Source organism: Gulosibacter sediminis (assembly GCF_030011715.1).
GTDB lineage: Bacteria > Actinomycetota > Actinomycetes > Actinomycetales > Microbacteriaceae > Gulosibacter > Gulosibacter sediminis.
Genome location: NZ_JASCYH010000040.1, coordinates 1 through 20,688, shown reverse-complemented (window position 1 = coordinate 20,688; position 20,688 = coordinate 1). Strand labels below are relative to the sequence as shown.

Annotated in this window: 19 protein-coding genes; 4 read left to right on the top strand and 15 right to left on the bottom strand. The window is 67.9% G+C overall.

Annotated features, from left to right (window positions below; translation table 11 throughout):
* Positions 1-84 precede the first annotated feature (84 nt).
* Positions 85-1,374: a histidine--tRNA ligase gene (gene hisS / locus QM019_RS10955; protein ID WP_282853017.1), complete on the bottom strand. Its 1,290-nt coding sequence runs from the start codon at positions 1,372-1,374 to the stop codon at positions 85-87.
* A 140-nt stretch (positions 1,375-1,514) separates the two neighbouring features.
* Here hisS and QM019_RS10950 point away from each other — a divergent pair, with 140 nt between their 5' ends.
* Complete coding sequence (locus QM019_RS10950; RefSeq protein ID WP_282853016.1) at positions 1,515-1,886, top strand: PH domain-containing protein; 372 nt, start codon at positions 1,515-1,517, stop codon at positions 1,884-1,886.
* Between the two features lie 58 nt (positions 1,887-1,944).
* Here the strand turns inward: QM019_RS10950 and QM019_RS10945 are convergent, their stop codons facing one another.
* Entirely contained in the window at positions 1,945-2,583 is a 639-nt protein-coding gene (locus tag QM019_RS10945) for a nucleoside triphosphate pyrophosphohydrolase (RefSeq protein WP_282853015.1), read from the bottom strand.
* Positions 2,584-2,611: 28 nt separating this feature from the next.
* Here QM019_RS10945 and QM019_RS10940 point away from each other — a divergent pair, with 28 nt between their 5' ends.
* Positions 2,612-3,118: a hypothetical protein gene (locus tag QM019_RS10940; RefSeq protein ID WP_282828070.1), complete on the top strand. Its 507-nt coding sequence runs from the start codon at positions 2,612-2,614 to the stop codon at positions 3,116-3,118.
* A gap of 214 nt (positions 3,119-3,332) precedes the next feature.
* Here QM019_RS10940 and mfd read toward each other — a convergent pair whose 3' ends face one another.
* The 11 genes from mfd to QM019_RS10885 all read right to left on the bottom strand — a co-directional run bounded on the left by mfd (position 3,333) and on the right by QM019_RS10885 (position 15,248).
* Complete coding sequence (gene mfd / locus QM019_RS10935) at positions 3,333-6,932, bottom strand: transcription-repair coupling factor (protein WP_282853014.1); 3,600 nt, start codon at positions 6,930-6,932, stop codon at positions 3,333-3,335.
* 48 nt (positions 6,933-6,980) lie between these two features.
* On the bottom strand, positions 6,981-7,187 hold the full coding sequence (locus tag QM019_RS10930) for a hypothetical protein (RefSeq protein WP_282828066.1): 207 nt from the start codon (positions 7,185-7,187) through the stop codon (positions 6,981-6,983).
* Positions 7,187-8,056 carry a carbohydrate ABC transporter permease gene (locus QM019_RS10925; protein ID WP_428831967.1) on the bottom strand — a complete coding sequence of 290 codons (870 nt, stop codon included), beginning with the start codon at positions 8,054-8,056 and terminating at the stop codon, positions 7,187-7,189. The genes QM019_RS10930 and QM019_RS10925 overlap by 1 nt, the downstream gene beginning before the upstream one ends.
* A 1-nt stretch (position 8,057) precedes the next feature.
* Positions 8,058-9,131, bottom strand: a complete 1,074-nt coding sequence (locus QM019_RS10920; RefSeq protein ID WP_282853013.1) for a carbohydrate ABC transporter permease — start codon at positions 9,129-9,131, stop codon at positions 8,058-8,060.
* A gap of 85 nt (positions 9,132-9,216) precedes the next feature.
* The gene (locus QM019_RS10915; RefSeq protein ID WP_282853012.1) at positions 9,217-10,347 is read right to left on the bottom strand and encodes an ABC transporter substrate-binding protein; all 1,131 of its coding nucleotides are present in this window, start codon (positions 10,345-10,347) and stop codon (positions 9,217-9,219) included.
* A 258-nt stretch (positions 10,348-10,605) separates the two neighbouring features.
* Complete coding sequence (locus tag QM019_RS10910; protein WP_282853011.1) at positions 10,606-11,685, bottom strand: ABC transporter ATP-binding protein; 1,080 nt, start codon at positions 11,683-11,685, stop codon at positions 10,606-10,608.
* A 97-nt stretch (positions 11,686-11,782) separates the two neighbouring features.
* Positions 11,783-12,520 (bottom strand): lytic transglycosylase domain-containing protein, encoded by a 738-nt coding sequence (locus QM019_RS10905; protein WP_282828058.1) that lies wholly within the window; start codon positions 12,518-12,520, stop codon positions 11,783-11,785.
* A gap of 50 nt (positions 12,521-12,570) precedes the next feature.
* A complete protein-coding gene (gene dtd / locus QM019_RS10900) occupies positions 12,571-13,008 on the bottom strand; it encodes a D-aminoacyl-tRNA deacylase (protein ID WP_282853010.1) in 438 nt (145 codons plus the stop codon).
* A 3-nt stretch (positions 13,009-13,011) separates the two neighbouring features.
* On the bottom strand, positions 13,012-13,599 hold the full coding sequence (gene pth, locus QM019_RS10895) for an aminoacyl-tRNA hydrolase (protein ID WP_282853009.1): 588 nt from the start codon (positions 13,597-13,599) through the stop codon (positions 13,012-13,014).
* Positions 13,599-14,213, bottom strand: coding sequence for a 50S ribosomal protein L25/general stress protein Ctc (locus QM019_RS10890; RefSeq protein WP_282853008.1), 615 nt, complete (start codon positions 14,211-14,213; stop codon positions 13,599-13,601). The genes pth and QM019_RS10890 overlap by 1 nt, the downstream gene beginning before the upstream one ends.
* Positions 14,214-14,366: 153 nt before the next feature.
* The gene (locus tag QM019_RS10885; protein WP_282853007.1) at positions 14,367-15,248 is read right to left on the bottom strand and encodes a hypothetical protein; all 882 of its coding nucleotides are present in this window, start codon (positions 15,246-15,248) and stop codon (positions 14,367-14,369) included.
* A 129-nt stretch (positions 15,249-15,377) separates the two neighbouring features.
* Between QM019_RS10885 and gndA the strand changes: the two genes are divergently transcribed.
* A complete protein-coding gene (gndA, locus tag QM019_RS10880) occupies positions 15,378-16,826 on the top strand; it encodes an NADP-dependent phosphogluconate dehydrogenase (RefSeq protein ID WP_282828048.1) in 1,449 nt (482 codons plus the stop codon).
* Complete coding sequence (locus QM019_RS10875; RefSeq protein ID WP_282853006.1) at positions 16,826-17,242, top strand: ankyrin repeat domain-containing protein; 417 nt, start codon at positions 16,826-16,828, stop codon at positions 17,240-17,242. Before gndA ends, QM019_RS10875 begins: the two co-directional genes overlap by 1 nt.
* Before the next feature lie 67 nt (positions 17,243-17,309).
* Here QM019_RS10875 and metE read toward each other — a convergent pair whose 3' ends face one another.
* A complete protein-coding gene (gene metE, locus QM019_RS10870; protein ID WP_282853005.1) occupies positions 17,310-19,622 on the bottom strand; it encodes a 5-methyltetrahydropteroyltriglutamate--homocysteine S-methyltransferase in 2,313 nt (770 codons plus the stop codon).
* A 19-nt stretch (positions 19,623-19,641) separates the two neighbouring features.
* A complete protein-coding gene (locus QM019_RS10865; protein ID WP_282853004.1) occupies positions 19,642-20,589 on the bottom strand; it encodes a methylenetetrahydrofolate reductase in 948 nt (315 codons plus the stop codon).
* Positions 20,590-20,688: the final 99 nt, after the last annotated feature.

Here is a 20,688-nt window from a genome sequence, read left to right as displayed (position 1 = left end):
GTTCTGGCACCGCCAGAACTACAAAAAACGACCACTCAACCCCCCCAAAACGGCACCGGCTGGCGCGCTTGGATGGGCGTCCCGTTAGGCGAGGGGTTCGAGCGTGGGGGTTTCACCGTCGGCGTGGGCGTGCGCGACGTGTGTGAAGCCGTCGGCCACGGCGCGTTCGAGCAGGTTGCGCACATTCTTCGGGCGGCGCTCGAGCCGCACCCGGCGACCGGGCTGCGCGAGCTCGCGCTTGATGCGCAGCTGCGCGTCGATCGGCAGTCGCTTGTCGACGAGCACGAGCACGGCCTCGCCGGCGGCGCCCTCCTGCTCGGCGACGAGATCGACGATGCGCTCGAAACCAATCGAGAAGCCGCACGCGGGCACTTCCGTGCCGAGGAAGCGACCGATCATGCCGTCGTAGCGGCCACCGCCGCCCACCGACGAGCCTGACGCCGGGTGCGCCACCTCGAAGATCGTGCCGGTGTAGTAGCCCATGCCGCGCACGAGCGTCGGGTCGAACACGAGCGGCAGCTTGCCGCCACCCGCGGTAACCGCCTCGGCGAGCTCGGCAAGTGAGTTCGCGGCGAGTTGGGCGCCCTCGCGTGCGGCGAGCTCGGTCGGCAGCGAGTCGAGCACGTGCGCAAGGTCGAGGCCGCGCTCGAGCTGGGGTGCCCATCCCTCGAGCGCCTCGCGGATTCGCTCGGCTGCGGCCGCATTCGTCTCGGCAAGCTCGGCGACGACGCCGTCGACGCCAATCTTGTCGAGCTTGTCGACGGTGATGAGTGCCGCGGGCGCCTCGTCAGCGCCGAAGCCACACCAGTCGAGCAGCTCGTTGAGCAGGCGACGGTCGTTGACGCGAACCGTGCAGTCGCTCAAGCCGAGCCGGTGCAGCGCGTCGCCGCCGGCGACGAGCAGCTCTGCCTCGGCGAGCAGCCCGGGCTCGCCGAGAATGTCGATGTCGCACTGCACGAACTGGCGGTAACGGCCCTTTTGCGGGCGCTCGGCGCGCCACACGGGGCCGATCTGCAGCGTCCGGAACATGCCCGGCAGCTCGCCGCGGTGCGACGCGGTGTAGCGCGCGAGCGGCACCGTAAGGTCGAAGCGCAGGCCGAGGTCACTCAACTCAAGCGGGTCGCCCGAGGCCGCGGCCGCGGCAAGATCGGCGGCCCCGAGCCCGCGCCGCATGATCGCAAACGAGAGCTTCTCGTTGTCGCCACCCATACCCGAGTGCAGGCGCTCGGAGTCTTCCACCACCGGCGTCTCAATCTCGTCGAAGCCATGCTCGCCGTACACCTCGCGAATGGTCGCGAGCACGCGCTCACGACGGCGCTTGTCGGCGGGCAGGAAGTCGCGCATACCGCGCGGCGGATTGATCTGAGTGGCCATTGCTCCAGTTTACGTAGCCGCGAGAGAAGGATGTCCTCGTGGCGCCCCACAGACGGCGGATCACGTCAGCGACGAATCTGTGTCGTTGGTGCAGGGAATAGTGGTTGTGTCCCAATCAACCTCACACCTAGGAGAATCCGTTGGAAGCTGCAGCCGCCATCGCCGCCTGGACATTCACCAGTGCCATCCCCATTCCCCAAGACGTCGGCGAATTGCTCGTCCAAGGCGAAGAACCTATCGCCGCGTTCAAGACATTCCGCGACAGCGCCGTGTTCACTAACCGCCGACTCATCGTGCGTGATGCGCAGGGTATGACTGGTAAGAAATTCGAGATGTATTCGCTGCCCTACTCAGCTATCAACATGTGGTCGAGCGAGAACGCTGGCAAACTTGACTTGAACGCCGAACTTGAGCTGTGGACGCGGGCAGGACACATCAAGGTAAAGCTCGGAAAAGGCGTCGACATTCGTGCGCTCGACCGACTCATCGCTCAATGTGTCTTTAGCCACTAAGGGCGATACACGGCTTCATTGCGTTTGAACCGCCAAAGCAACTCGCGGCTCCATGAGTTCAGCGAGACTCCGCCTCGCGGATGCGCCCCTCGAGGCGGCGGACTGCGCCGCGCAGCGCGCGTTCGGCGTCAATCCCTTCTCCGCGCGCCCGCTCGATGCTCGCCAGGAGTTCGTCGCCGAACGCGGCCTCGGCCGCATCGCCCCCCGCCTCCAGCGGTGCCGCGAGCCGCGCATCCACCTTGGCACCGCGACCGAGCACCTTCTCGGCGAGCGCGAGCGCGGGCATCGAGCGGGCGATGCCGTCGAGCACCGACGTGCGGTCGCGCTTCTCGATCGCCTTCGCTTCCTCCCACATGCGGATGATCTCGTCGATGTCGCGCGTCGGCGTCGGTCCGAAGACGTGTGGGTTACGTCGTTCCAACTTGTCGCGCTGCTCGTCGGCGACGTCGTCGAGCGTAAAGGCGCCGCGGTCGGCGGCGATGTTCGCGTGGAAGAGCACCTGAAACAGCACGTCGCCGAGCTCTTCGCGGATCTCGGCGTCGTCGCCCGCCTCGATCGCGTCAACGAGTTCGGCCGTCTCCTCGACGAGATACTTCACGAGCGAGCGGTGCGTCTGCGCTTCGAACCACGCGCAGCCGCCGTCGCCGCGAAATCGCTCCACCGTTGCGATCAACTGCTGCATGGCCTCACTCGTCATGCGCTCAAGGCTAGTTACCCTTGACCACATGCAGAAACTCCGCCCGGTGCCCTGGCAAGTCTGGCTGATCACCGTGGTGGCGTCGCTCATCACGGCCGCCGCGGTCTCGGGGCAGCACTGGGTCGAGGTCACCGGCGCCGACGATTCGGGCCTGCTCTACCCCGTGCTCGTCGCGATCGTGCCGGTGTTTACGTGGATCGCCACGGGCATCGCCGACTCGATTCTGCTCGTGCGCCGCAGCCGCGCGCGCCAGCACGCGGAGCAGCTGCGCACGGGCTGGGCCAAGCGCGTCACGACCTCGTTCGGCTGGGTGCTCGGGATGTTCATCCTGGCGGTCGTGCTCGTGGGCCTGATCTGGCTTGCCGTCGATGTCTGGATTGGCAACGCGTCACCCACGTACAGCGGCGCCGGCGACGAGTTCGCGTTCCCACGCACGATCGCGATCACCGTCGGCCTCGTGTTCGCGCCGGGCCTCGCGTCGGCGGTCCCGGCCGTACTCATGTCGTCGAGCTCGGGTCCGGTCGAGGACCTCTAGCGCGTGGTTCGCGACGCGGTGCCGTTACTCGCAGCGCGACTCGACACGCGCATCCCTGGTAGAAAACCGCATCGCTGGGGCCCAGAACTGACGCCAGCGTCGCCCAATCGCTGCGGTTTTCTCGGAGAGCGACGATGATGGCCGCATCGATCGTAGAAAACTGCATCCAGCGGCGGCACGGATGGGGTCGACACGCCGGGATGCCGCGACCGGCCTACGGCTTGCCCTTCGCCGCCGATTCGGCCTCGTCGCTCGGGGCCACGTCGTCTTCGGGCTTCGCGTCGAAGAGGGCGAGGAAGACGCCGCGGATCCAGTCGAGGAACTCGCCGTCGCTGAGCGGTTCGCCGATACGCTTGCCGCCGGGCAGCGGCAGCATCAGCAGGTGGTTCGCCTCTTGATACTTCGCCTCGGGGTACATGCGCCGAAGTCGAATCTGCTTCGAATCGGCCAGCGTAACCGGCGTGATGCGCAGCACGCGCCCGACCGCGGCGAGCTCGCTGAGCTGCAGCCGCACGGCCATACGCCGGATGCGCGACACGGCAACGAGCGTCTCAACCTCGGCCGGGAGCTCGCCGTAGCGATCCTTGAGCTCGTCGATCACAAGATCGATCTGCCCAGGTCGCGCCGCCGCCGAGGCCGCCGACGACAGCTTCTGGTACGCCTCAAGGCGCAGGCGCTCCGAGGCAATGTAGTCCTCGGGAATCCGCGCATCGACCGGCAGCTCCATCCGCAGCTCGGTGTGCTGCTCAGGCGCCTCGCCCTTAAACGCGTCGACGGCCTCGCCGATCATCCGCAGGTAGAGGTCGAAGCCGACGCCCGCGATATGCCCCGACTGCTCGCCACCGAGCAGGTTGCCGGCACCGCGAATCTCGAGGTCCTTCAGCGCCACCTGCATGCCCGAGCCGAGCTCGTTGTTCGCGGCGATCGTCTCGAGCCGGTCGTGGGCCGTCTCGGTGAGGGGCTTATTCGCGTCGTAGAGGAAGTATGCGTAGGCGCGCTCTCGGCCACGACCGACGCGGCCGCGCAGCTGGTGCAACTGGCTCAGGCCGTAGCGCTCGGCGTCATCAATGATGAGCGTGTTCGCGTTCGGAATGTCGAGGCCGGTTTCGACGATCGTCGTCGTCACGAGCACGTCAAACTTCCGCTCCCAAAAGTCGACGATGACCTGCTCGAGGCTCGCCTCGCTCATGCGGCCGTGAGCGACCGCGATGCGGGCCTCGGGCACGAGCTCGGCGAGGTGCGCCGCAACCCGGTTGATGGATGCGGTGCGGTTGTGCACGTAGAACACCTGGCCCTCGCGCAGCAATTCGCGCCGGATCGCGGCCGTGACCTGCTTGTCGCTGCGGCCTCCCACGTACGTGAGGATCGGGTGGCGGTCCTCCGGCGGCGTCGCCAGCGTCGACATCTCGCGAATGCCCGTCACCGCCATCTCGAGCGTGCGCGGAATCGGTGTCGCACTCATCGAGAGCACGTCGACGTTCGTCTTGAGCTGCTTCAGCTTCTCTTTGTGCTCGACACCGAAGCGCTGCTCCTCATCGACGATCACGAGCCCGAGGTCGTGATAGCTGAACGACTCCGAGAGCAGGCGGTGGGTGCCGATGACGATGTCAACCGAGCCGTCGCGCAGACCTTGCTGCGTCTCGTCAATCTCGCGAGGCTTCTGGAAACGGCTCACGCCGCGCACCTGCACAGGGAAACCCGCCATGCGCTCGGTAAAGGTCTCGAGGTGCTGACGCACGAGCAGCGTCGTCGGCACGAGCATGACCACCTGCTTGCCGTCCTGCACCGCCTTGAACGCGGCCCGCACCGCCACCTCGGTCTTGCCGAAGCCGACGTCGCCCGAGAGCAGCCGGTCCATCGGCATCTCGCGCTCCATATCGTGCTTCACCTCGTCGATGACGGTGACCTGGTCGGCCGTCTCGGCGTACGGGAACGCCTCCTCAAACTCGTGCTGCCACGGGGTGTCCTGGCCGAAGGCGTGGCCCTTCGACGCGACCCGCGCCGAGTAGAGATTGACGAGACCCACGGCGATATCACGCGTCGCCTTGCGCGCCTTCGACTTCGTCTGCGCCCAGTCGCTGCCGCCCATCTTCGACAGCGCCGGGTCTTCGCCACCGACGTAGCGACTCAGCTGCGAGAGCTGATCGGTCGGCACGAGCAGCTTGTCGCCCGGGTGCCCGCGCTTCGACGGCGCGTATTCGATCACGAGGTACTCGCGGGTAGACCGCTGATTCGGGCGGCCGGGCACGGGAATCTCTCGCTGCTCGAGCCGCAGGAAGCGGCCGATGCCGTGCTGGTCGTGCACGACGATGTCGCCGGCCTTGAGCTGCAGTGGGTCGACCACCGCGTTCGCCCGGCGACGCGCGAGCTTCTTCGGCCGCGTCGTGTTGTAGCCAACCGCGCGCCCGTAGAAGTCGGACTCGGTGAGCAGCGCGAGGCGCTCGTTGGGCAGCTGCACGCCGGCGGTGAGGGGCGCCTGCACGAGGTAGGCCACGCCCGGCTCGAACTCGTCGGGCAGCTCGGTCACCACTCGTCCGGCCGCCTCATGCTCGGCGAGCACCTGCTGCGCGCGCTCGACGAGGCCCGGCCCGTTCGCGGCCATGATGACACGCCAGCCGTCGCTCAGCAGCGCGATCGTGTGCTCGATCGCCCCCTCCGCGTTGCCAGCGAAGTTCGGCACCGATTCCGAGGGCACCACGACGTTGCCGTCATCTTCGTTGCCGAACGGCGAGAGCGTCCACCAGGTGCGCTCCCCCTTCGTCGCCTGCAGTTCGCGCATCGACAGGAAGTCGCCGCTCGTCAGGTCGATCGGGGCTTCGGCTCCGGCCGTCGCGGCCGACCACGCGGCCTCGAGGAACTCGTGGTTCGTCTCTCGGAGGTCCTTCGCCCGATTCGCGACGCGCTCGGGCGCGAGCACGGCGATCGCCGCATCCACGGGCAGGTACGCGGTGATCGGCACGAGGTCGGGCACGAGCGCGGGCGCGAGCGACTCCATCCCCTCCACCGGGATGCCCTCGGCAATCTTCTCGAGCATGGTCTCGATCGCGGGGAATTCGCCCTGCATCTCACGGGCACGCGCCCGCACGTCCTCGGTGAGCAGCAGCTCGCGGCTCGGCGAGAGCACAACGGAGTCGAAGGCCTCGTCGTACGAGCGCTGGTCGGAGACCGCGAACGGTCGAATCTCGTCGACCTCGTCGCCGAAGAAGTCGATGCGCACCGCCTGGGCGGCGTCGGGCGGGAACACGTCGAGAATGCCACCGCGCACCGCGAACTCGCCGCGGCGGGTGACCATGTCGACACGCTGGTACGCGAGCGACACGAGCGTCGCCGCGAGCCCATCCAGGTCGTGGCCGCGACTGCCGACCGCGAGGTGCACCGTCGCCGCATGGTCGAGCCCCGGCAGCAGCGGCTGCAGTGCCGCGCGCACGGAGGCGAAGAGGATGAACGGCGCGGTCGGGTTTTCGCGCCATTGCGCGAGTTGCCCCATCGCCGCGAGCCGTCGCCCGGTCGTGTCGGCCGACGGGCTCAGCCGCTCGTGCGGCAGGGTCTCCCAGGCCGGGAATTCGACGATGGTTGCATCGGGCAAAAATGCCCGCAGATCGGATGCGTATTGCTCGGCCTCGCGGCTCGTCGCTGTGATCGCGAGCATCGATGCGGCCGAGCGAACTGTCGCGCGGCGCTCAAGCAGGCTCGCCAACAGGGGCGCCCGCAACCCGTCGCCCACCGTGAAATCGGTGTCGACGCGGCTCTGCGAGACCGCCTTGTTCAAGCTTGCATTGTCGCCCGCGGCGACGAGGAATCCGTGGAGGCTCACTCAGCCCATTCTAGGCCCGCACCCCGCGCGGGACATTGGCAGCTGCCGCTATTCGCGGCCGAGCCGCCGGTAGCGGCGGTAGAGCACAGCCGCCAGCGCGAGCAGCGCCACGGCCATCAGCGTGCCGAGCGGGTCGAGCGGGATGCGCATGACGAGGCATGCGGCGACCGAAAACACCGCCATGAACGCGAAGAAACTCACGAAGCCGAGCCAGAGTTGCAGCTGATTGCGCTGCACCTGCGTATTGCGGGGCATCAGCTCTTCACCCCGCCCGCGGTGAGGCCGGCCACGATGCGCCGCTGCAGGATGAGCACGAGGATCACGAGCGGCACGGTCACGATCGTGCCGGCGGCCATGATCGCCGCATAGGGCTGAATGTAGGGGTTCGCGCCCGCGAAGCGCGCGATCGCGACGGTAACCGGCTCGACGTTGGGCCGCGAGAGCTGGCTCGCGAGCAGGTATTCGTTCCAGGTCGCGATGAACGCGAGGATCGCCGTCGTGAACACCGCGGGCGCCGCGAGCGGCAGAATGACCCGGGTAAACGCCTGACCACGGGTCGCCCCGTCAACCCGCGCCGCCTCCTCGAGTTCCCAGGGGAGGTCGTGGAGGAACGAGGTGAGCGTGTAGATCGTGAGCGGCAGCGCGAACGAGATGTTCGGGATTATCAGGGCCTGATAGGTGCCGAGCCAGGAAATGTTCGTGAACAGCTGGAACAACGGCGTCACGAGCGCGATGCCCGGGAACATCGAAGCGGCGAGGATGATACCGGTCACGAAACTCTTGCCCGAGAAGTTGAGCCGGGCGAGCGCATACGACACCGTCACACCAAGCACGACCGCGACCACCGTCGTGACGCCGGAGATGAGCAGCGAGTTGCCGATCGACCGCAGCAGGTTATTGCCGCCCGAGGCGTCGAGGGCCGCCGCGAAGTTGTCGAGCGTGAGGTACGTCGGCCACGGGGTGGTGTCGAAAGTGTGGCTCACATCGCGGAAGGCAACGACCATCATCCAGTAGAACGGCAGCAGGCACCAGATCACGATAATCGCGCCGCTGAGGTAGCTGCCCCAGCCCTCACCGCGGCGGGGCTTGCGCTGAATCACCTGCGAGGAGGCGGTTGGAGTCACGTCACTTCTCCTTCGTCGTGACCGCGCGGGTCGTCAGCGGTTCGGTCTGGAGTGGGCCACGGCGCTTGCGGCCCGGCGCGCCCGTCGTGAGCTGGCGCGCCGGCTGCGTCTGGGCCACCGCGTTCGCGCCGAGCACCTTCACCATGATGAACGCGCAGGCGAAGATGATGAGGAAGACGATCGTCGACAGCGCCGAGGCGTTGTTGTATTCGTTCTCGCGCATCGTCGCGGTGACCAACAGTGACATCGTCGTTGCGGCGCCCGAGGTGTTGCCCTGCATGATCGCCGGCAGGTCGTACATGCGCAGGGCGTCGAGCAGGCGGAACAGCACCGCGACCATCAGCGCGGGGCGTACGAGCGGCATCGTGATCTGCGTGAACTGTTGCCACTTCGTCGCGCCGTCGATGCGGGCCGCCTCGTAGACATCCTTCGGGATGAGCTGCAGGCCAGCGAGAATGAGCAGGGCGACGAACGGCGTCGTCTTCCAGACGTCGGCGACGATGACGGCCGACAGCAACTCCCACGTGCCAGTCGTCCATTGCAAGTCGAGACCGGTGAGCGAGTTGATGATGCCCTGGGGCGCGAAGATGAACGCCCAGAGCTTCGCCGTGACGGCGGTCGGGATGGCCCACGGCACGAGCACCGCCGCGCGGAGCAGGCCACGCCCGACGATGTTGCGGCCCATGATGATCGCCATGCCGAAGCCGATGATGACTTCGAGCGACACCGTGACGACCGTGAGGAAGAACGTGACGCCGATGGATTGCCAGAACTGCGAGCCCGTCGTGCCCGGCGGGCAGGAGTTCACTCCCCCGCCGCAATCCTGAAGAATCCAGTGCGCGTAGTTCGCGAAGCCAGCGAAACCGCCCTCCTGGAAGAAGCCCGTCTCGGCGTCGTAGGTGCGGTCCTGGTTGAACGACTGGACGATGGCGCTGATGATCGGGTACCCGATCACGATCGCGAGCACGATCAGCGCCGGCGCAATTAACCAAATGGCCGACCTATTGTCGGTGCGCCAGCGACGCTGCTTCGGCGTCGCATCCTTGCTCGAATATTCGGTGGTCGCGCTACTCATGTCCCATCCCTCACCATCGAGTCCTGAGAATTGCCGCTGCGGAGGGCGGCGCCGGGGCCCGCCTCGAGCCCGGCGCCGCACATCCCTAGCCCGAGGTGCTCGAGGTGATGGCCGATGACATATCGCTCACGGCCTGATCGAGATCTTGGCCCTCGACAATCGCCGCGTAGGCATTGTCGGCAATGGCCTTCGACACGGCCGCGTAGAACGGCGTGACGGGGCGCGGCTGCGCGTTGTCGAGCGCATCCTTCAGGGCGGGCAGGTACGGGAACTGCTCGATCAGCGACTCGTCCTCGTAGATCGACGCGAGCACCGGCGGGAACGACTGCTCGGCGAAGCCACGCTGGTTCTCTTCCGACAGAATGAACTGCACGAAGTCGAACGCCGTCGCCTTGTTCTCGGAGTAGACGTTAATGCCGTTGTTGTAGCCACCGAGCGTGGATGCGCCCGGGCCGTCGGGCCCGACGATCGCGGCAACGTCGAACTTGTCCTTCACCTGCGACGAATCCTCGCTCGTCGCCGTGTCGTACATGTACGGCCAGTTGTACGCGAACACCGCGTTTCCCTCGAGGAACTCGAGGTTTGTCTGCTCCTCGGTGTAACCGTTCGCGCCCTTCGGGATGTCGCCGTTCGCGTACGCGTCGGCGAGCGCCTGGATGCCGGCCTTCGCCTCGTCGCTGTCCACCGTCGGCGTCTTGCCATCGGCGTCAACAACCGAGCCGCCCCACGAGTTGATGGCCTGCGTGGTCTGCACCGTGAGCCCCTCGTAATTCTTCAGCTGCATGATGAGCAGGTCGAGGTCCTCGGCATCGGCCGCGTCGCGGTACGACAGCAGTTCGTCCCATGTCGCCGGCGCCTCGTCCACGATGTCGGTGCGGTAGAACATGAGCTGCGCGTTCGTGTTCTGCGGCGCCGCGTACAGCGTGTCCATGTAGGTGGCCGAGTCGACGGTGGCGGGCAGCAGGTTCGACGTGTCGAGCTGCAGGTCGCCATCGAGCGGCTGCAACCAGCCCTGGGCCGCGAACTCGGCGGTCCAGGTGACGTCGAGCGCCATGACGTCGTAGTCGCCGCTCTTGGCCTGCAGCGACTGCACGAGCGTGTCGCGCTGCCCGTTCGCCTCTTGTGGCAACTCAACGAGCGTGACTTCCTCGTCGGGGTGGTCGGCGTTCCACGCCTCAATAATCGGCTCGAGCTTCGCTGAGTCGTTTGAACCCATCGCGAATGAGATCGGGCCCCGCGAGTCGAGGCCCGAACTTTCGGCGCCGCTGCCGCCACCCCCAGCAGTGCATCCTGCAAGAACTAACCCAGCTACTGCGGTGACCGCGACCGCACTGAACTTTCGCTTCATGAATTGCTCCCTTACATTTCTTCAGCGTGTGTTCGGTTGTATATGGTGGTGCCCGGCGTCGGCGACGAGCCCATCTTCAGTCTTGCACGGTGTACCGACAGCTGCGGTGCAATCTTTGCGAGCGCGTCACACTCCGCGTTCGATGCGCTGCCCAGAGTCAGTGTCGAACAGGTGAAACTGCTCGCTGCGAGCGGTGAGGCGGAACGTGTCGCCCTTGCTCGGCGGTGTGTCGCCTTCGTGTCGCGCGACGACGAGGGGCTCGCCCGGCAGCGCGGCGCGGCCGTAGATGTAGGCGTCCGAACCGAGTTCCTCGACAAGGTCGACCTCGAAGTCGAACCCCTCGGACTCGGAGAAGCGCAGGTGTTCGGGGCGGATGCCGACGGTCACGCGCTGCCCGCCGGTCACGACCCCGTCGCGGGTCGGCACGGGAATGTCGCCGAGCCGCACCGAGCCGTCGGCCTCGGCCGTCGTCGCAATGAGGTTCATCGCGGGAGAGCCGACGAAACCGGCCACGAACACGTTGTTCGGGTGGTTATAGAGCTCGCGGGGGCTGTCGACCTGCTGCAACACGCCGTCGCTGAGCACGGCGACGCGGTCGCCCATCGTCATGGCCTCGACCTGGTCGTGGGTGACATACACCGTCGTCACGCCGAGCCGGCGCTGCAAGCTCGCGATGTGCGAGCGGGTCTGCACGCGCAGCTTCGCGTCGAGGTTCGACAGCGGCTCGTCCATGCAGAAGACCTGCGGCGAGCGCACGATCGCGCGGCCCATCGCGACGCGCTGTCGCTGGCCGCCCGAGAGCGCCTTCGGCTTGCGATCGAGAAACTCGGTGAGGTCGAGCAACTCGGCCGCCTCCTCGACGCGCTGGCGAATCTCGGTCTTTGGCGTGCCCGCGAGCTTGAGCGCGAAGCCCATGTTGTCGGCGACGGTCATGTGCGGGTAGAGCGCGTAGTTCTGGAAGACCATCGCGATGTCGCGGTCCTTCGGGTCTTTCTCGGTGACGTCGTCGCCGCCGATCAGCACGGAGCCGGAGGTGACCTGCTCGAGCCCCGCGAGCATCCGGAGGGTCGTGGACTTGCCACAGCCGGAGGGGCCGACGAGGACGAGAAACTCGCCGTCCTCAATCTCAAGGTTGAGGTCGCTCACCGCGGGGCGCTCGCCGCCCGGGTACTGCAGCGACACGTGATCGAATGTTACGGATGCCATCGTTGGTGTCCTTCCTGGCGGGTACGCGCCAGACGATCCGAGTGAAGGGATGCTTGGATCCTAACCACACCGGCTGTGCACCGCAGCCGTCGCCGAACTACTCGGCATACATTCGCGCGTACGCGGCGACATCGCGCGCGTACTCGACGGGCAGGTTGTACGCCGAAACCGCGGTGTTCCAGCCGTTGTCGCTGACGAGCTCGCCGCTCCGGTCGCAGAGGTAGACGGCCGCCGTAAGCACGGCATCGTCGAGCTGATTCGGGTCGGCCGTGCCGTCAAGGTTCGCGTCCTGCCCGAACTGCGCCCAGGTCGAGGGGATGAACTGCATCGGCCCGACCGCGCGATCCCACTCGGTGTCGGTGTCGAGCGTGCCGCCCTCGGTGTCGGGAATCGCGAGGGTGCCGTTCGTGCCGTCGAGCGGAATACCAATGATCGGCGGGGCGATGCTGCCGTCGTCGGCGACCTCGCTGCCGTAGATCGTGCCGTGATACGACTCGACTCGGCCAATGCCGGCGAGGGTGTTCCAGCCGATGCCGCAACCGGGCGTCGTTTGCGCGACACGGATCGAGGCGCCCGCGTAGGCCGCGACGACGCGCGGATCGATGCTGGTGCGCTCGGCCGTCACCGCGAGCCAGTCGGCATCGACGAGTTCGGCAAGGGGAACATCCGCGTCGGTGGTGGCCGCCTCGGGCAGCTCTTGCGGCGGCGCCGTCGGGTACCCACGCTCGGCGAACGAGGGCTCAGCTTCGCCGGCGCAGCCGCTGAGCAGGAGCGCGGTCGCCAACACGGTGGCCGGGGTCGCGAATAGGCTGCTGCGGTGCTTGTCTGATCGCATCGGCGGGAGTCCTGACTCGTTGGCGGGTGGTCGGTGGGCGCAGCGAGTGGCTAGGCGATCTCGGCGGTGTCTAGGAGCACCGTGAACGGGCCGTCATTGTCGCTGTGCACGCGCATCATCGCGCCGAAGCGGCCGGTCTCGACATGCAGGCCGCGCGCGCGAAGGCCGGCGACGACGGCGTCGATGAGCGGCTCCGACACTGGCCCGGGTGCGGCGTTCGACCACGACGGCCGGCGACCCTTGCGTGCGTCGCCGTAGAGGGTGAATTGGCTCACCACAAGCACGGGCGCGTCGAGATCGACGGCGCTGCGTTCGCCCTCGAGGATGCGCAGCTCGGCGATCTTGCGCACGAGCTTCGCCGCTTCGGCGTCGTTGTCGTCGTGCGTGACACCGACCAGTGCGAGCAGCCCGGGGCGCGGGAGTTTGCCGACGAGTTCGCCCGCGACCTCGACGCGAGCCGAGCGACAGCGGGTGACGACGGCGCGCATCCGCTACTTGCCTCGCGAGTGGACGACCTGCTGGGCGTCGACGAGGCCACGCTGCACGAGCAGTTCAACGGCGTCGGCCGCGTCGGCCACGAGCACCGGCAGGTTGTCGCGCTCGTCGCTTGAGAAGGGGCGCAATACGTAGTCGGCCGGGTCTTGGCGGCCGGGGGGCCGGCCGATGCCGACGCGCACACGAAGATAGTCGGCCCCGATGGCCGACGAGATGTCGCGCAACCCGTTGTGGCCGCCATGGCCGCCGCCGCCCTTGAGTCGCACGCTGTCGAACTCGATGTCGAGTTCGTCGTGCACGACGACGACATGCGAGGCGTCGATGCCGAAGTACTGGACGAGCTGTGACATGGGCCCGCCAGACGTGTTCATGAACCCGGTTGACTTCGCGAGCACGAGCTTCGGCCCGCCGGGTTCGGTGCGACCCTCGGCGACGAGGGCGGTCGCCCGCGGGTGGCGCTTGAACGTAGCGCCAACCCGCGCGGCGAGTTCGTCAACCACCATGTGGCCGACGTTGTGACGCGTGGCTCGATAGCGGTCGCCGGGATTCCCGAGACCGATGACGAGCCACGCGTCGGACGCCACTACTCGGCGTCCTCGTCAGCAGCCGCTTCGCCCTCGGCGTCCTCGGCGTCCTCGTCAGGCTCAACCTCGACCTGCGGCTCCTGGATCGAGAAGAGGACGAGCTCGCTCTCCTCATCAACGAGCTTGACGCCCTCGGGCAGCGCAACGTCCTTCTCAATGACGGTGGTGCCAATCTCGAGGCCCTCGACGCTGACCTCGATGCGCTCGGGAATGCGGGTCGCCTCAGCCGACACCAGGATCGTGTTGGCGTCCTGGATGACGATAGCGCCCGGTGCGGGCTCGCCGAGGGCGTGCACGGGCACCTCGACCTCGACGCGCTCGCCGCGGCGAACGATGATGAGGTCGACGTGCTCGATGATCTGGCGAACCGGGTCGCGCTGAACGTCCTTCACCAGCGCGAGCTGCGAGGTGCCCTCGATGTCGAGGTCGATGAGCGCGTTTGCCTTACGCAGCAGCAGCATGGTCTCGTGACCGGGCAGCGTGATGTGGTTCGGCTCGGTGCCGTGACCGTAGATGACGGCCGGGATTTCGTTGTTGGCGCGGATCTTGCGCGCGGCACCCTTACCGAACTGGGTCCGGTGCTTCGCCGGGAGGCGGTCGGTGGCGTCAGCCATGAGATTTCCTTTCGTGTGACAGCGGTGAGAACACGAACTCGTGGCCGCCCACGCAAGGTGAGCCACTCGACCGCGTCGATAACGGGCACGGATGCGCCCCTCGCCGAAGTACAGCCACCAAGCTTAGCAGCCTGGCGGCGGCCCGTCGACAGCTCAGGAGCGCCGGCCTCGCGCGTACCGCACCGCGCGCTTGAACCCACCGCGGCGCGCGAAGTGCACGGCGATGCCGGCGAACAGCATGGCTGTGCCCACGCCGATCGACATCGAGGCAAACAGCGAAAGATTCTGCATGAAGTCGCTCGGAGTCACCGAGACCGCGACCGAGATGGCGTAGACAGCGTTGGCAATGAGGCTGCCAATCACGATCAGGCCGCCGACGAGCCCGGCGCCCAGCCCCGCCATCGCGAGCGAACCAGCGATAACGGCCCACGCAATAATGAGTACGCCGTTGGCCACCAGTTGCGACCACGGACCAAACGTGCCGAGCCACTCCGAGACGAGGTTCGCCTGCCCCGTCGTCACCGCAAGCGCCGAGAAAATCCCCGGCGCGACCGCGATCAGGGCGCCAAGGAGCGCGACGAAGATCGAAGCCACCCGCGCGCCGCCACCCGGCCCGTAGGGCGCATCCTCCCAGTCGCGAGGCGAAGGAATCGACGGGGCCGCCGGTGCCTCGCGCCACTGCTGCTGGGGCGCGTAAGGCTGCTTGACGTAGTCGGACGAACTGGCCGCGGCCGGCGCCGGATGCGAAGCTCGCTCCGGTGCCTGCTGCTGCGGCAAGACCGTCGTTGCGTCAGCGCGGTCTTCGCCGAAGTCATACGCCCGCGTTGGCACGGTCTGCTCCTGCGAGGTCGAAGTCAAGGGCATGCGCTGCGTCGGCGGCACCGGATCGATCTCGTCGGTCGTCGCCTCCTGACGGTGAATCGGCCGCGTCGGGTCGGCTTCGTACCGGCCGTTCGACTGCGCCGATTCGGCCTCGTCTTCGCTGCCCAGATTCCAGTTGTACCGCTGCGTACGATCGTCGTTTTCGCCGGCCACGTGCGCCCCCTTTGCTCGGTGCCGAAAGCCTAACTGGCGCATCCGGCGCACCCGCGGCGCCACGCGCAGACAGCATCCGTGGTCGCCGACCATAATGGTCGGAGGCGCGAAATCCTCGAGAGGTAGAACATGAACGACTCCACTGCATCCGCAAACATCGGCGTGGTCGGTTTGGCGGTGATGGGCGCGAATCTCGCCCGCAACCTCGCGTCGCGCGAGGGCAACACCGTCGCGGTCTACAACCGCAGCCACGAGCGCACCGAGAAGCTCGTCACCGACCACCCCGAGGCGGGCTTCGTCGCGGCGTCGACGGTCGATGAGTTCGCGGCCTCGCTGCAGCGCCCGCGCACCGCGATCATCATGGTGCAGGCCGGCACGGCGACCGATGCAGTGATCGACCAGCTCGTCGAGGCCTTCGAGCCGGGCGACATCATCGTCGACGGCGGCAACGCGCTGTTCACCGACACGATCCGCCGCGAGGCCGCCGTGCGCGCAAAGGGTCTGCACTTCGTCGGCGCTGGCATCTCCGGCGGCGAGGAGGGCGCGCTCAACGGCCCCTCGATCATGCCCGGCGGCACCGCCGAGTCATACGAGACGCTCGGCCCGATTCTTGAGTCGATCGCAGCTCGTGCCCCCGAAGACGGCTCCCCCTGCGTCACGCACATCGGCACCGACGGCGCCGGTCACTTCGTGAAGATGGTGCATAACGGCATCGAGTACGCCGACATGCAGCTCATTGGCGAGGCCTACGACCTGCTGCGCGGCGTGGCCGGGCTCACCCCTGCCGAGATCGCCGACGTATTCACCGAGTGGAACCAAGGCGACCTCGAGTCGTACCTCATCGAGATCACTGCCGAGGTGCTGCGGCACGTCGACGCCGACACTGGCAAGCCGTTCGTCGACATCGTCGTCGACCGCGCCGGCATGAAGGGCACCGGCACCTGGACGGTGCAGAACGCGCTCGGGCTTGGCGTGCCCGTCTCGGGTATCGGCGAGGCGGTCTTCGCCCGCGGCGTCTCGGGCCGCGTCGCCCAGCGCGAGGCCGTGCGCCCGACCATCACGAAACGCCCCGAGCCCGCACCAATTCCGGGCGACTTCGTCGAGCAGGTGCGCCAGGCGCTCTACTCGTCGAAGGTCATCGCATACGCGCAGGGCTTCGACCTCATTCTCGCGGGTGCGCAGGAATACGGCTGGCAGGTGAACCCCGGCGCGATCGCGAAGATCTGGCGCGCCGGCTGCATCATTCGCGCCCGCTTCCTCAACCGCATCGCCGACGCGTACGACCGAAACCCGCAGCTCGACTCGCTCATCGCCGACCCGTACTTCGCGGGCGAGGTGGCGAACGGCGTCGATGCGTGGCGTCGCGTCGTCGCGACCGCGGCGCTCTCGGGCGTGCCCGCGCCGGTCTTCGGCGCATCGCTGAGCTACTACGACTCGCTCGCCGCCGAGCGCCTGCCTGCCGCGCTCATCCAGGGGCAGCGCGACTTCTTCGGCGCCCACACGTACGGCCGCGTCGACCGCCCCGGCACGTTCCACACCGAGTGGTCGGGCGACCGCGCCGAGCACGAGGTGCGCTAATGACCGAGGCATCCGAGAACACGGCAGGGGTGCCGGCCGAGGCGATCGAGCTGGCGAACCAGCTCTTCGATGCTGCACGCCAGAACCAGGCAGCGTCGCTCGCCGCCTTCCTCGACGCCGGGGCACCAGTGAACATGCTGGATGCGCAGGGCAACTCAATGCTCATCCTCGCGGCGTACCACCACGCGGCCGCGACGGTGTCGATGCTGCTCGAGCGCGGCGCCGACGTCGAGCTCACGAACGACCGCGGCCAGAACGCGCTGACCTGCGCCGTGTTCAAGCAGGACGTCGAGTCGGCGCGCGCGCTGCTCGAGGCCGGCGCGAACCCCGACGCCGGCTCACCGTCGGCGCGCGAGACCGCGAAGATGTTCAGCTGGCCCGAGTTCGACAAGCTGCTCGCCGATCTCTGGGGCTAAGCCACCACGAGAACGGGCCGGTCGCGGAATTCTCTGCGACCGGCCCGTTCTCGCGCTAACGGCGCAGTTACGCGACAGGCAGGCTGATGCCCTCGCGGGCCTGCTCGGTGGCGGCAACGAGGTTGCGCAGCGACGCCACCGTTTCGTCGTAGCCGCGCGTCTTCAGGCCGCAGTCGGGGTTCGCCCAGAGCCGATCAGCCGGTATGCCCCCGAGGGCGAGCTCGAGTAGCTCCGCGATCTCCTGCTTAGACGGTACGCGGGGCGAGTGAATGTCCCAGACGCCGGGGCCGATTCCGCGGGCATAGTCGTGCTCGTGCAGGTCGGCAACGACCTCCATGCGCGAGCGCGCGGCCTCGATCGAGGTGACGTCGGCGTCAAGGCCATCGATCGCCTCGATGATCTCGCCGAACTCCGAGTAGCAGAGGTGCGTGTGCACCTGGGTCTCGGGGCGGGCGACCGAGGTCGAGAGGCGAAAGGCGTCGACACTCCAGCGCAGGTAGGCCGCGTGGTCGGCGCGCCGCAGCGGCAGCAGCTCGCGCAGGGCGGGCTCGTCGACCTGGATGATGCCGGTGCCGGCGGCCTCGAGGTCGGCGACCTCGTCACGCAGCGCAAGCGCGACCTGGCGGGCCGTGTCGCCGAGCGGCTGGTCGTCGCGCACGAACGACCACGCGAGAATCGTGACCGGGCCCGTGAGCATGCCCTTCACCGGCTTCGCGGTGAGCGACTGCGCGTAGCGCGTCCAGTCGACCGTGATCGGTGCGTCGCGGTGCACGTCGCCCCAGAGAATCGACGGGCGCGTACAGCGCGAGCCGTACGACTGCACCCAGCCGTTCGCGGTGGTAGCGAAACCGCCGAGGTGCTCGGCGAAGTACTGCACCATATCGTTGCGCTCCGGCTCGCCGTGCACGAGCACATCGAGACCGAGCTCTTCCTGCAGCTCGATGACGCGGCGAATCTCCTCGCGCAGGAATTCGTCGTACTGCGCCTCGGTGATTTCGCCCCTGCCGAAGGCCCGGCGGGCGCGGCGAATTTCGCCGGTCTGAGGGAACGAGCCAATCGTCGTGGTCGGCAGCACCGGCAGCCCGAGGGCCGCCCGCTGTGCTTCGGCGCGGGCATCCCCGTCGCCGCGGGAGAGTTCGATGTCGCTCGCGGCGCGCTCGCGCACCTCCGGGACGCACACGCCGGCAGCCCGCGCGCGCTCGGCGAGGGCCTCGGTCGCGGCCGCGAGCTCGGCGTTGATCGCCTCGCGACCGTCGGTGAGTCCGCGGGCGAGCGTCGCGATCTGCTGCGACTTCTCGTCCGCGAAAGCGAGCCAGTTGCGCAGTTGCGCGTCGAGCTCCGTCTCGTCCACGAGGGTGTGCGGCACGTGAATGAGCGAGGTCGAGGTGCTCGCACTCACGAGCACACCGCGCTCGGCGAGCACGGTGAGCTTGTCGAAGGCGGCGGCGAGGTCGCCCCGCCAAATGTTGTGACCGTCGATGACGCCGGCGACGACGCGCACACCGGGGAATTCGGCGACGTTTGTGGGGGCCGCGCCCCGCACGAGGTCGATGCCGATCGCCTCGACGCCAGCCTTCGCCAGCGCACCGAAGGCCGCATCCGGCAAGGCCGCATAGCTTGTCTGCACGAACATGGCGGGGCGGTGCTCCGCCTGCGCGAGGCGCTCGTAGGCCCGCGCCGCCGCATCCACCAGCTCGGTCTGCGAGACACCGAGCACCTCGCTCACGAGGGCTGACTCGTCGAGCTGCACCCACTGCGCGCCAGCCGCACGCAGGTCGGCGAGCACCTCGACGTAGGTGTCGAGTACCTCGTCGAGGCGGTCGAGCGGAGCGAAGCCCGCCGGCGCATCGTCGCTCGGCTTCGCGAGCGCCAGGAAGGTCACGGGGCCGACCAGCGTCGGGCGGGTCGAGTAGCCGGCAGCGATCGCCTCACGCACCTGGTCAGCGCGCTCGTGGCTGCGGTAGGAGAACGTCGTCTCGGGGCCGATCTCGGGCACGAGGTAGTGGTAGTTCGTGTCGAACCACTTCGTCATCTCGAGTGCCGGGTGCTCGGCGTCGCCGCGGGCGAGCACGAAGGTGAGGTCCTGGTCCTCAAGCTCAGCGACGTCGGCAAAGCGCGCGGGCACGGCGCCGACGGTGACCAGCGTGTCGAGCACGTGGTCGTAGCTCGCGTCGGCCTCGGGAATCGAAGCATTGTCACGGCTGAGCCCGGCGGCCTCGAGGGCCGAGCGTGCGGCGGCCCGCACCCCGGCGCGGGCTTCGGCGAGCGCGGCGGCATCGCTGACACCGTTCCAGTACGACTCGACGGCGCGCTTGAGCTCGCGGTGGCGGCCGATGCGGGGGTAGCCGAGCACGGTGCCGGCGGGGAATTCGATGGTCATGGTTTCCTTTCGTGGGCGGCTAGGCCGCCGACGTCACTCGCCGCGCGTGAGGCGCGGTCTCGGTGCGGTCAACGAGGCCAACTCGGCGTAGGAGCTCGAGCGGTTCGTCGATGCGATTGTGGCTGTAGATGTGGAGGCCCGCCTCGCCATAGTCGATGAGGTCGTGACACATGCCGGTGGCGTGGGCAATGCCGAGCTCGCGGCGGGCTTCGTCACTGCGGCAGGCCGCGAGTGAACGGCGCCAGCGATCTGGCACCTCCTCCCCCGCGAGCTGCGACATTCGCTCGAGTCGCGGCAGCGAGGTGATCGCCATGATGCCGGGGCGGATGGGAATGGTCACGCCGTGCGCGCGGGCTCCCTCGACGAAGGCGACGTAGTCGTCGACCTCGAAGAACAGCTGCGTGATCGCAAGCGTCGCGCCCGCGGCTTCCTTGGCGAGCAGCGTGTCGTAGTCCTGCTCGATCGAGCGCGACTGCGGGTGGCCGTTCGGGTACGCCGCGACGGCCGTGACGCCGAGCTGCGGGGTGCGCACGTGCCAGCGTCCGGCGATCGGGCCGAGCTCGCGCGGCAGGTGCTGCTGGCGCACGCCCTCGATGAGCTGGGCCAGTTCGGCGCCGGTGCGCAGGTCGCCGAGAAAGTCGTCGGCCTCGCTGCGCCCCGCGGGCGGGTCGCCGCGCAGGGCAAGAAAGTCGAGGATGCCGTGGTCGAGAAACTCGCCAATGAGTTCGCTCGCCTCGTCCATTGACGAGCCGACGCAGGTGAGGTGCGCCAGCGGGCGCGCCGTCGTCTCATCGCGGATGAGCTGGAGCACGTCGAGCGACGCGTCGCGCGACGAGCCACCGGCCCCGAAGGTCACCGAGATGAAGTCCGGATGCGTTTCGCCGAGCGTCCGCGCGATCTCCGGCATCCGCGCCGCGACCGAAGCGGAGCGCGGCGGGAAGAGCTCGTAGGAGAACGGGATCGGCATGCCAACCAAACTAGGGGTTCTTCCACGCTTCTAGTTGGGTTATGACTCCGTGTGACGATGTGACGAAGAACGACGAAGCGCCGGGCCCGATTGGGCCCG

Excerpts from the sequence above, each read along its gene's own strand:
- metE (WP_282853005.1), bottom strand. The coding sequence starts at position 19,622 with ATGACCATCGAATTCCCCGCCGGCACCGTGCTCGGCTACCCCCGCATC.
- QM019_RS10890 (WP_282853008.1), bottom strand. The coding sequence starts at position 14,213 with ATGGCTGACGCCACCGACCGCCTCCCGGCGAAGCACCGGACCCAGTTC.
- QM019_RS10915 (WP_282853012.1), bottom strand. The coding sequence starts at position 10,347 with ATGGGTTCAAACGACTCAGCGAAGCTCGAGCCGATTATTGAGGCGTGG.
- QM019_RS10905 (WP_282828058.1), bottom strand. The coding sequence starts at position 12,520 with ATGCGATCAGACAAGCACCGCAGCAGCCTATTCGCGACCCCGGCCACC.
- dtd (WP_282853010.1), bottom strand. The coding sequence starts at position 13,008 with ATGCGCGCCGTCGTCACCCGCTGTCGCTCGGCTCGCGTCGAGGTCGCG.
- gndA (WP_282828048.1), top strand. The coding sequence starts at position 15,378 with ATGAACGACTCCACTGCATCCGCAAACATCGGCGTGGTCGGTTTGGCG.
- QM019_RS10910 (WP_282853011.1), bottom strand. The coding sequence starts at position 11,685 with ATGGCATCCGTAACATTCGATCACGTGTCGCTGCAGTACCCGGGCGGC.
- QM019_RS10930 (WP_282828066.1), bottom strand. The coding sequence starts at position 7,187 with ATGCCCCGCAATACGCAGGTGCAGCGCAATCAGCTGCAACTCTGGCTC.
- QM019_RS10920 (WP_282853013.1), bottom strand. The coding sequence starts at position 9,131 with ATGAGTAGCGCGACCACCGAATATTCGAGCAAGGATGCGACGCCGAAG.
- QM019_RS10945 (WP_282853015.1), bottom strand. The coding sequence starts at position 2,583 with ATGACGAGTGAGGCCATGCAGCAGTTGATCGCAACGGTGGAGCGATTT.
- QM019_RS10875 (WP_282853006.1), top strand. The coding sequence starts at position 16,826 with ATGACCGAGGCATCCGAGAACACGGCAGGGGTGCCGGCCGAGGCGATC.
- QM019_RS10865 (WP_282853004.1), bottom strand. The coding sequence starts at position 20,589 with ATGCCGATCCCGTTCTCCTACGAGCTCTTCCCGCCGCGCTCCGCTTCG.
- QM019_RS10940 (WP_282828070.1), top strand. The coding sequence starts at position 2,612 with ATGCAGAAACTCCGCCCGGTGCCCTGGCAAGTCTGGCTGATCACCGTG.
- hisS (WP_282853017.1), bottom strand. The coding sequence starts at position 1,374 with ATGGCCACTCAGATCAATCCGCCGCGCGGTATGCGCGACTTCCTGCCC.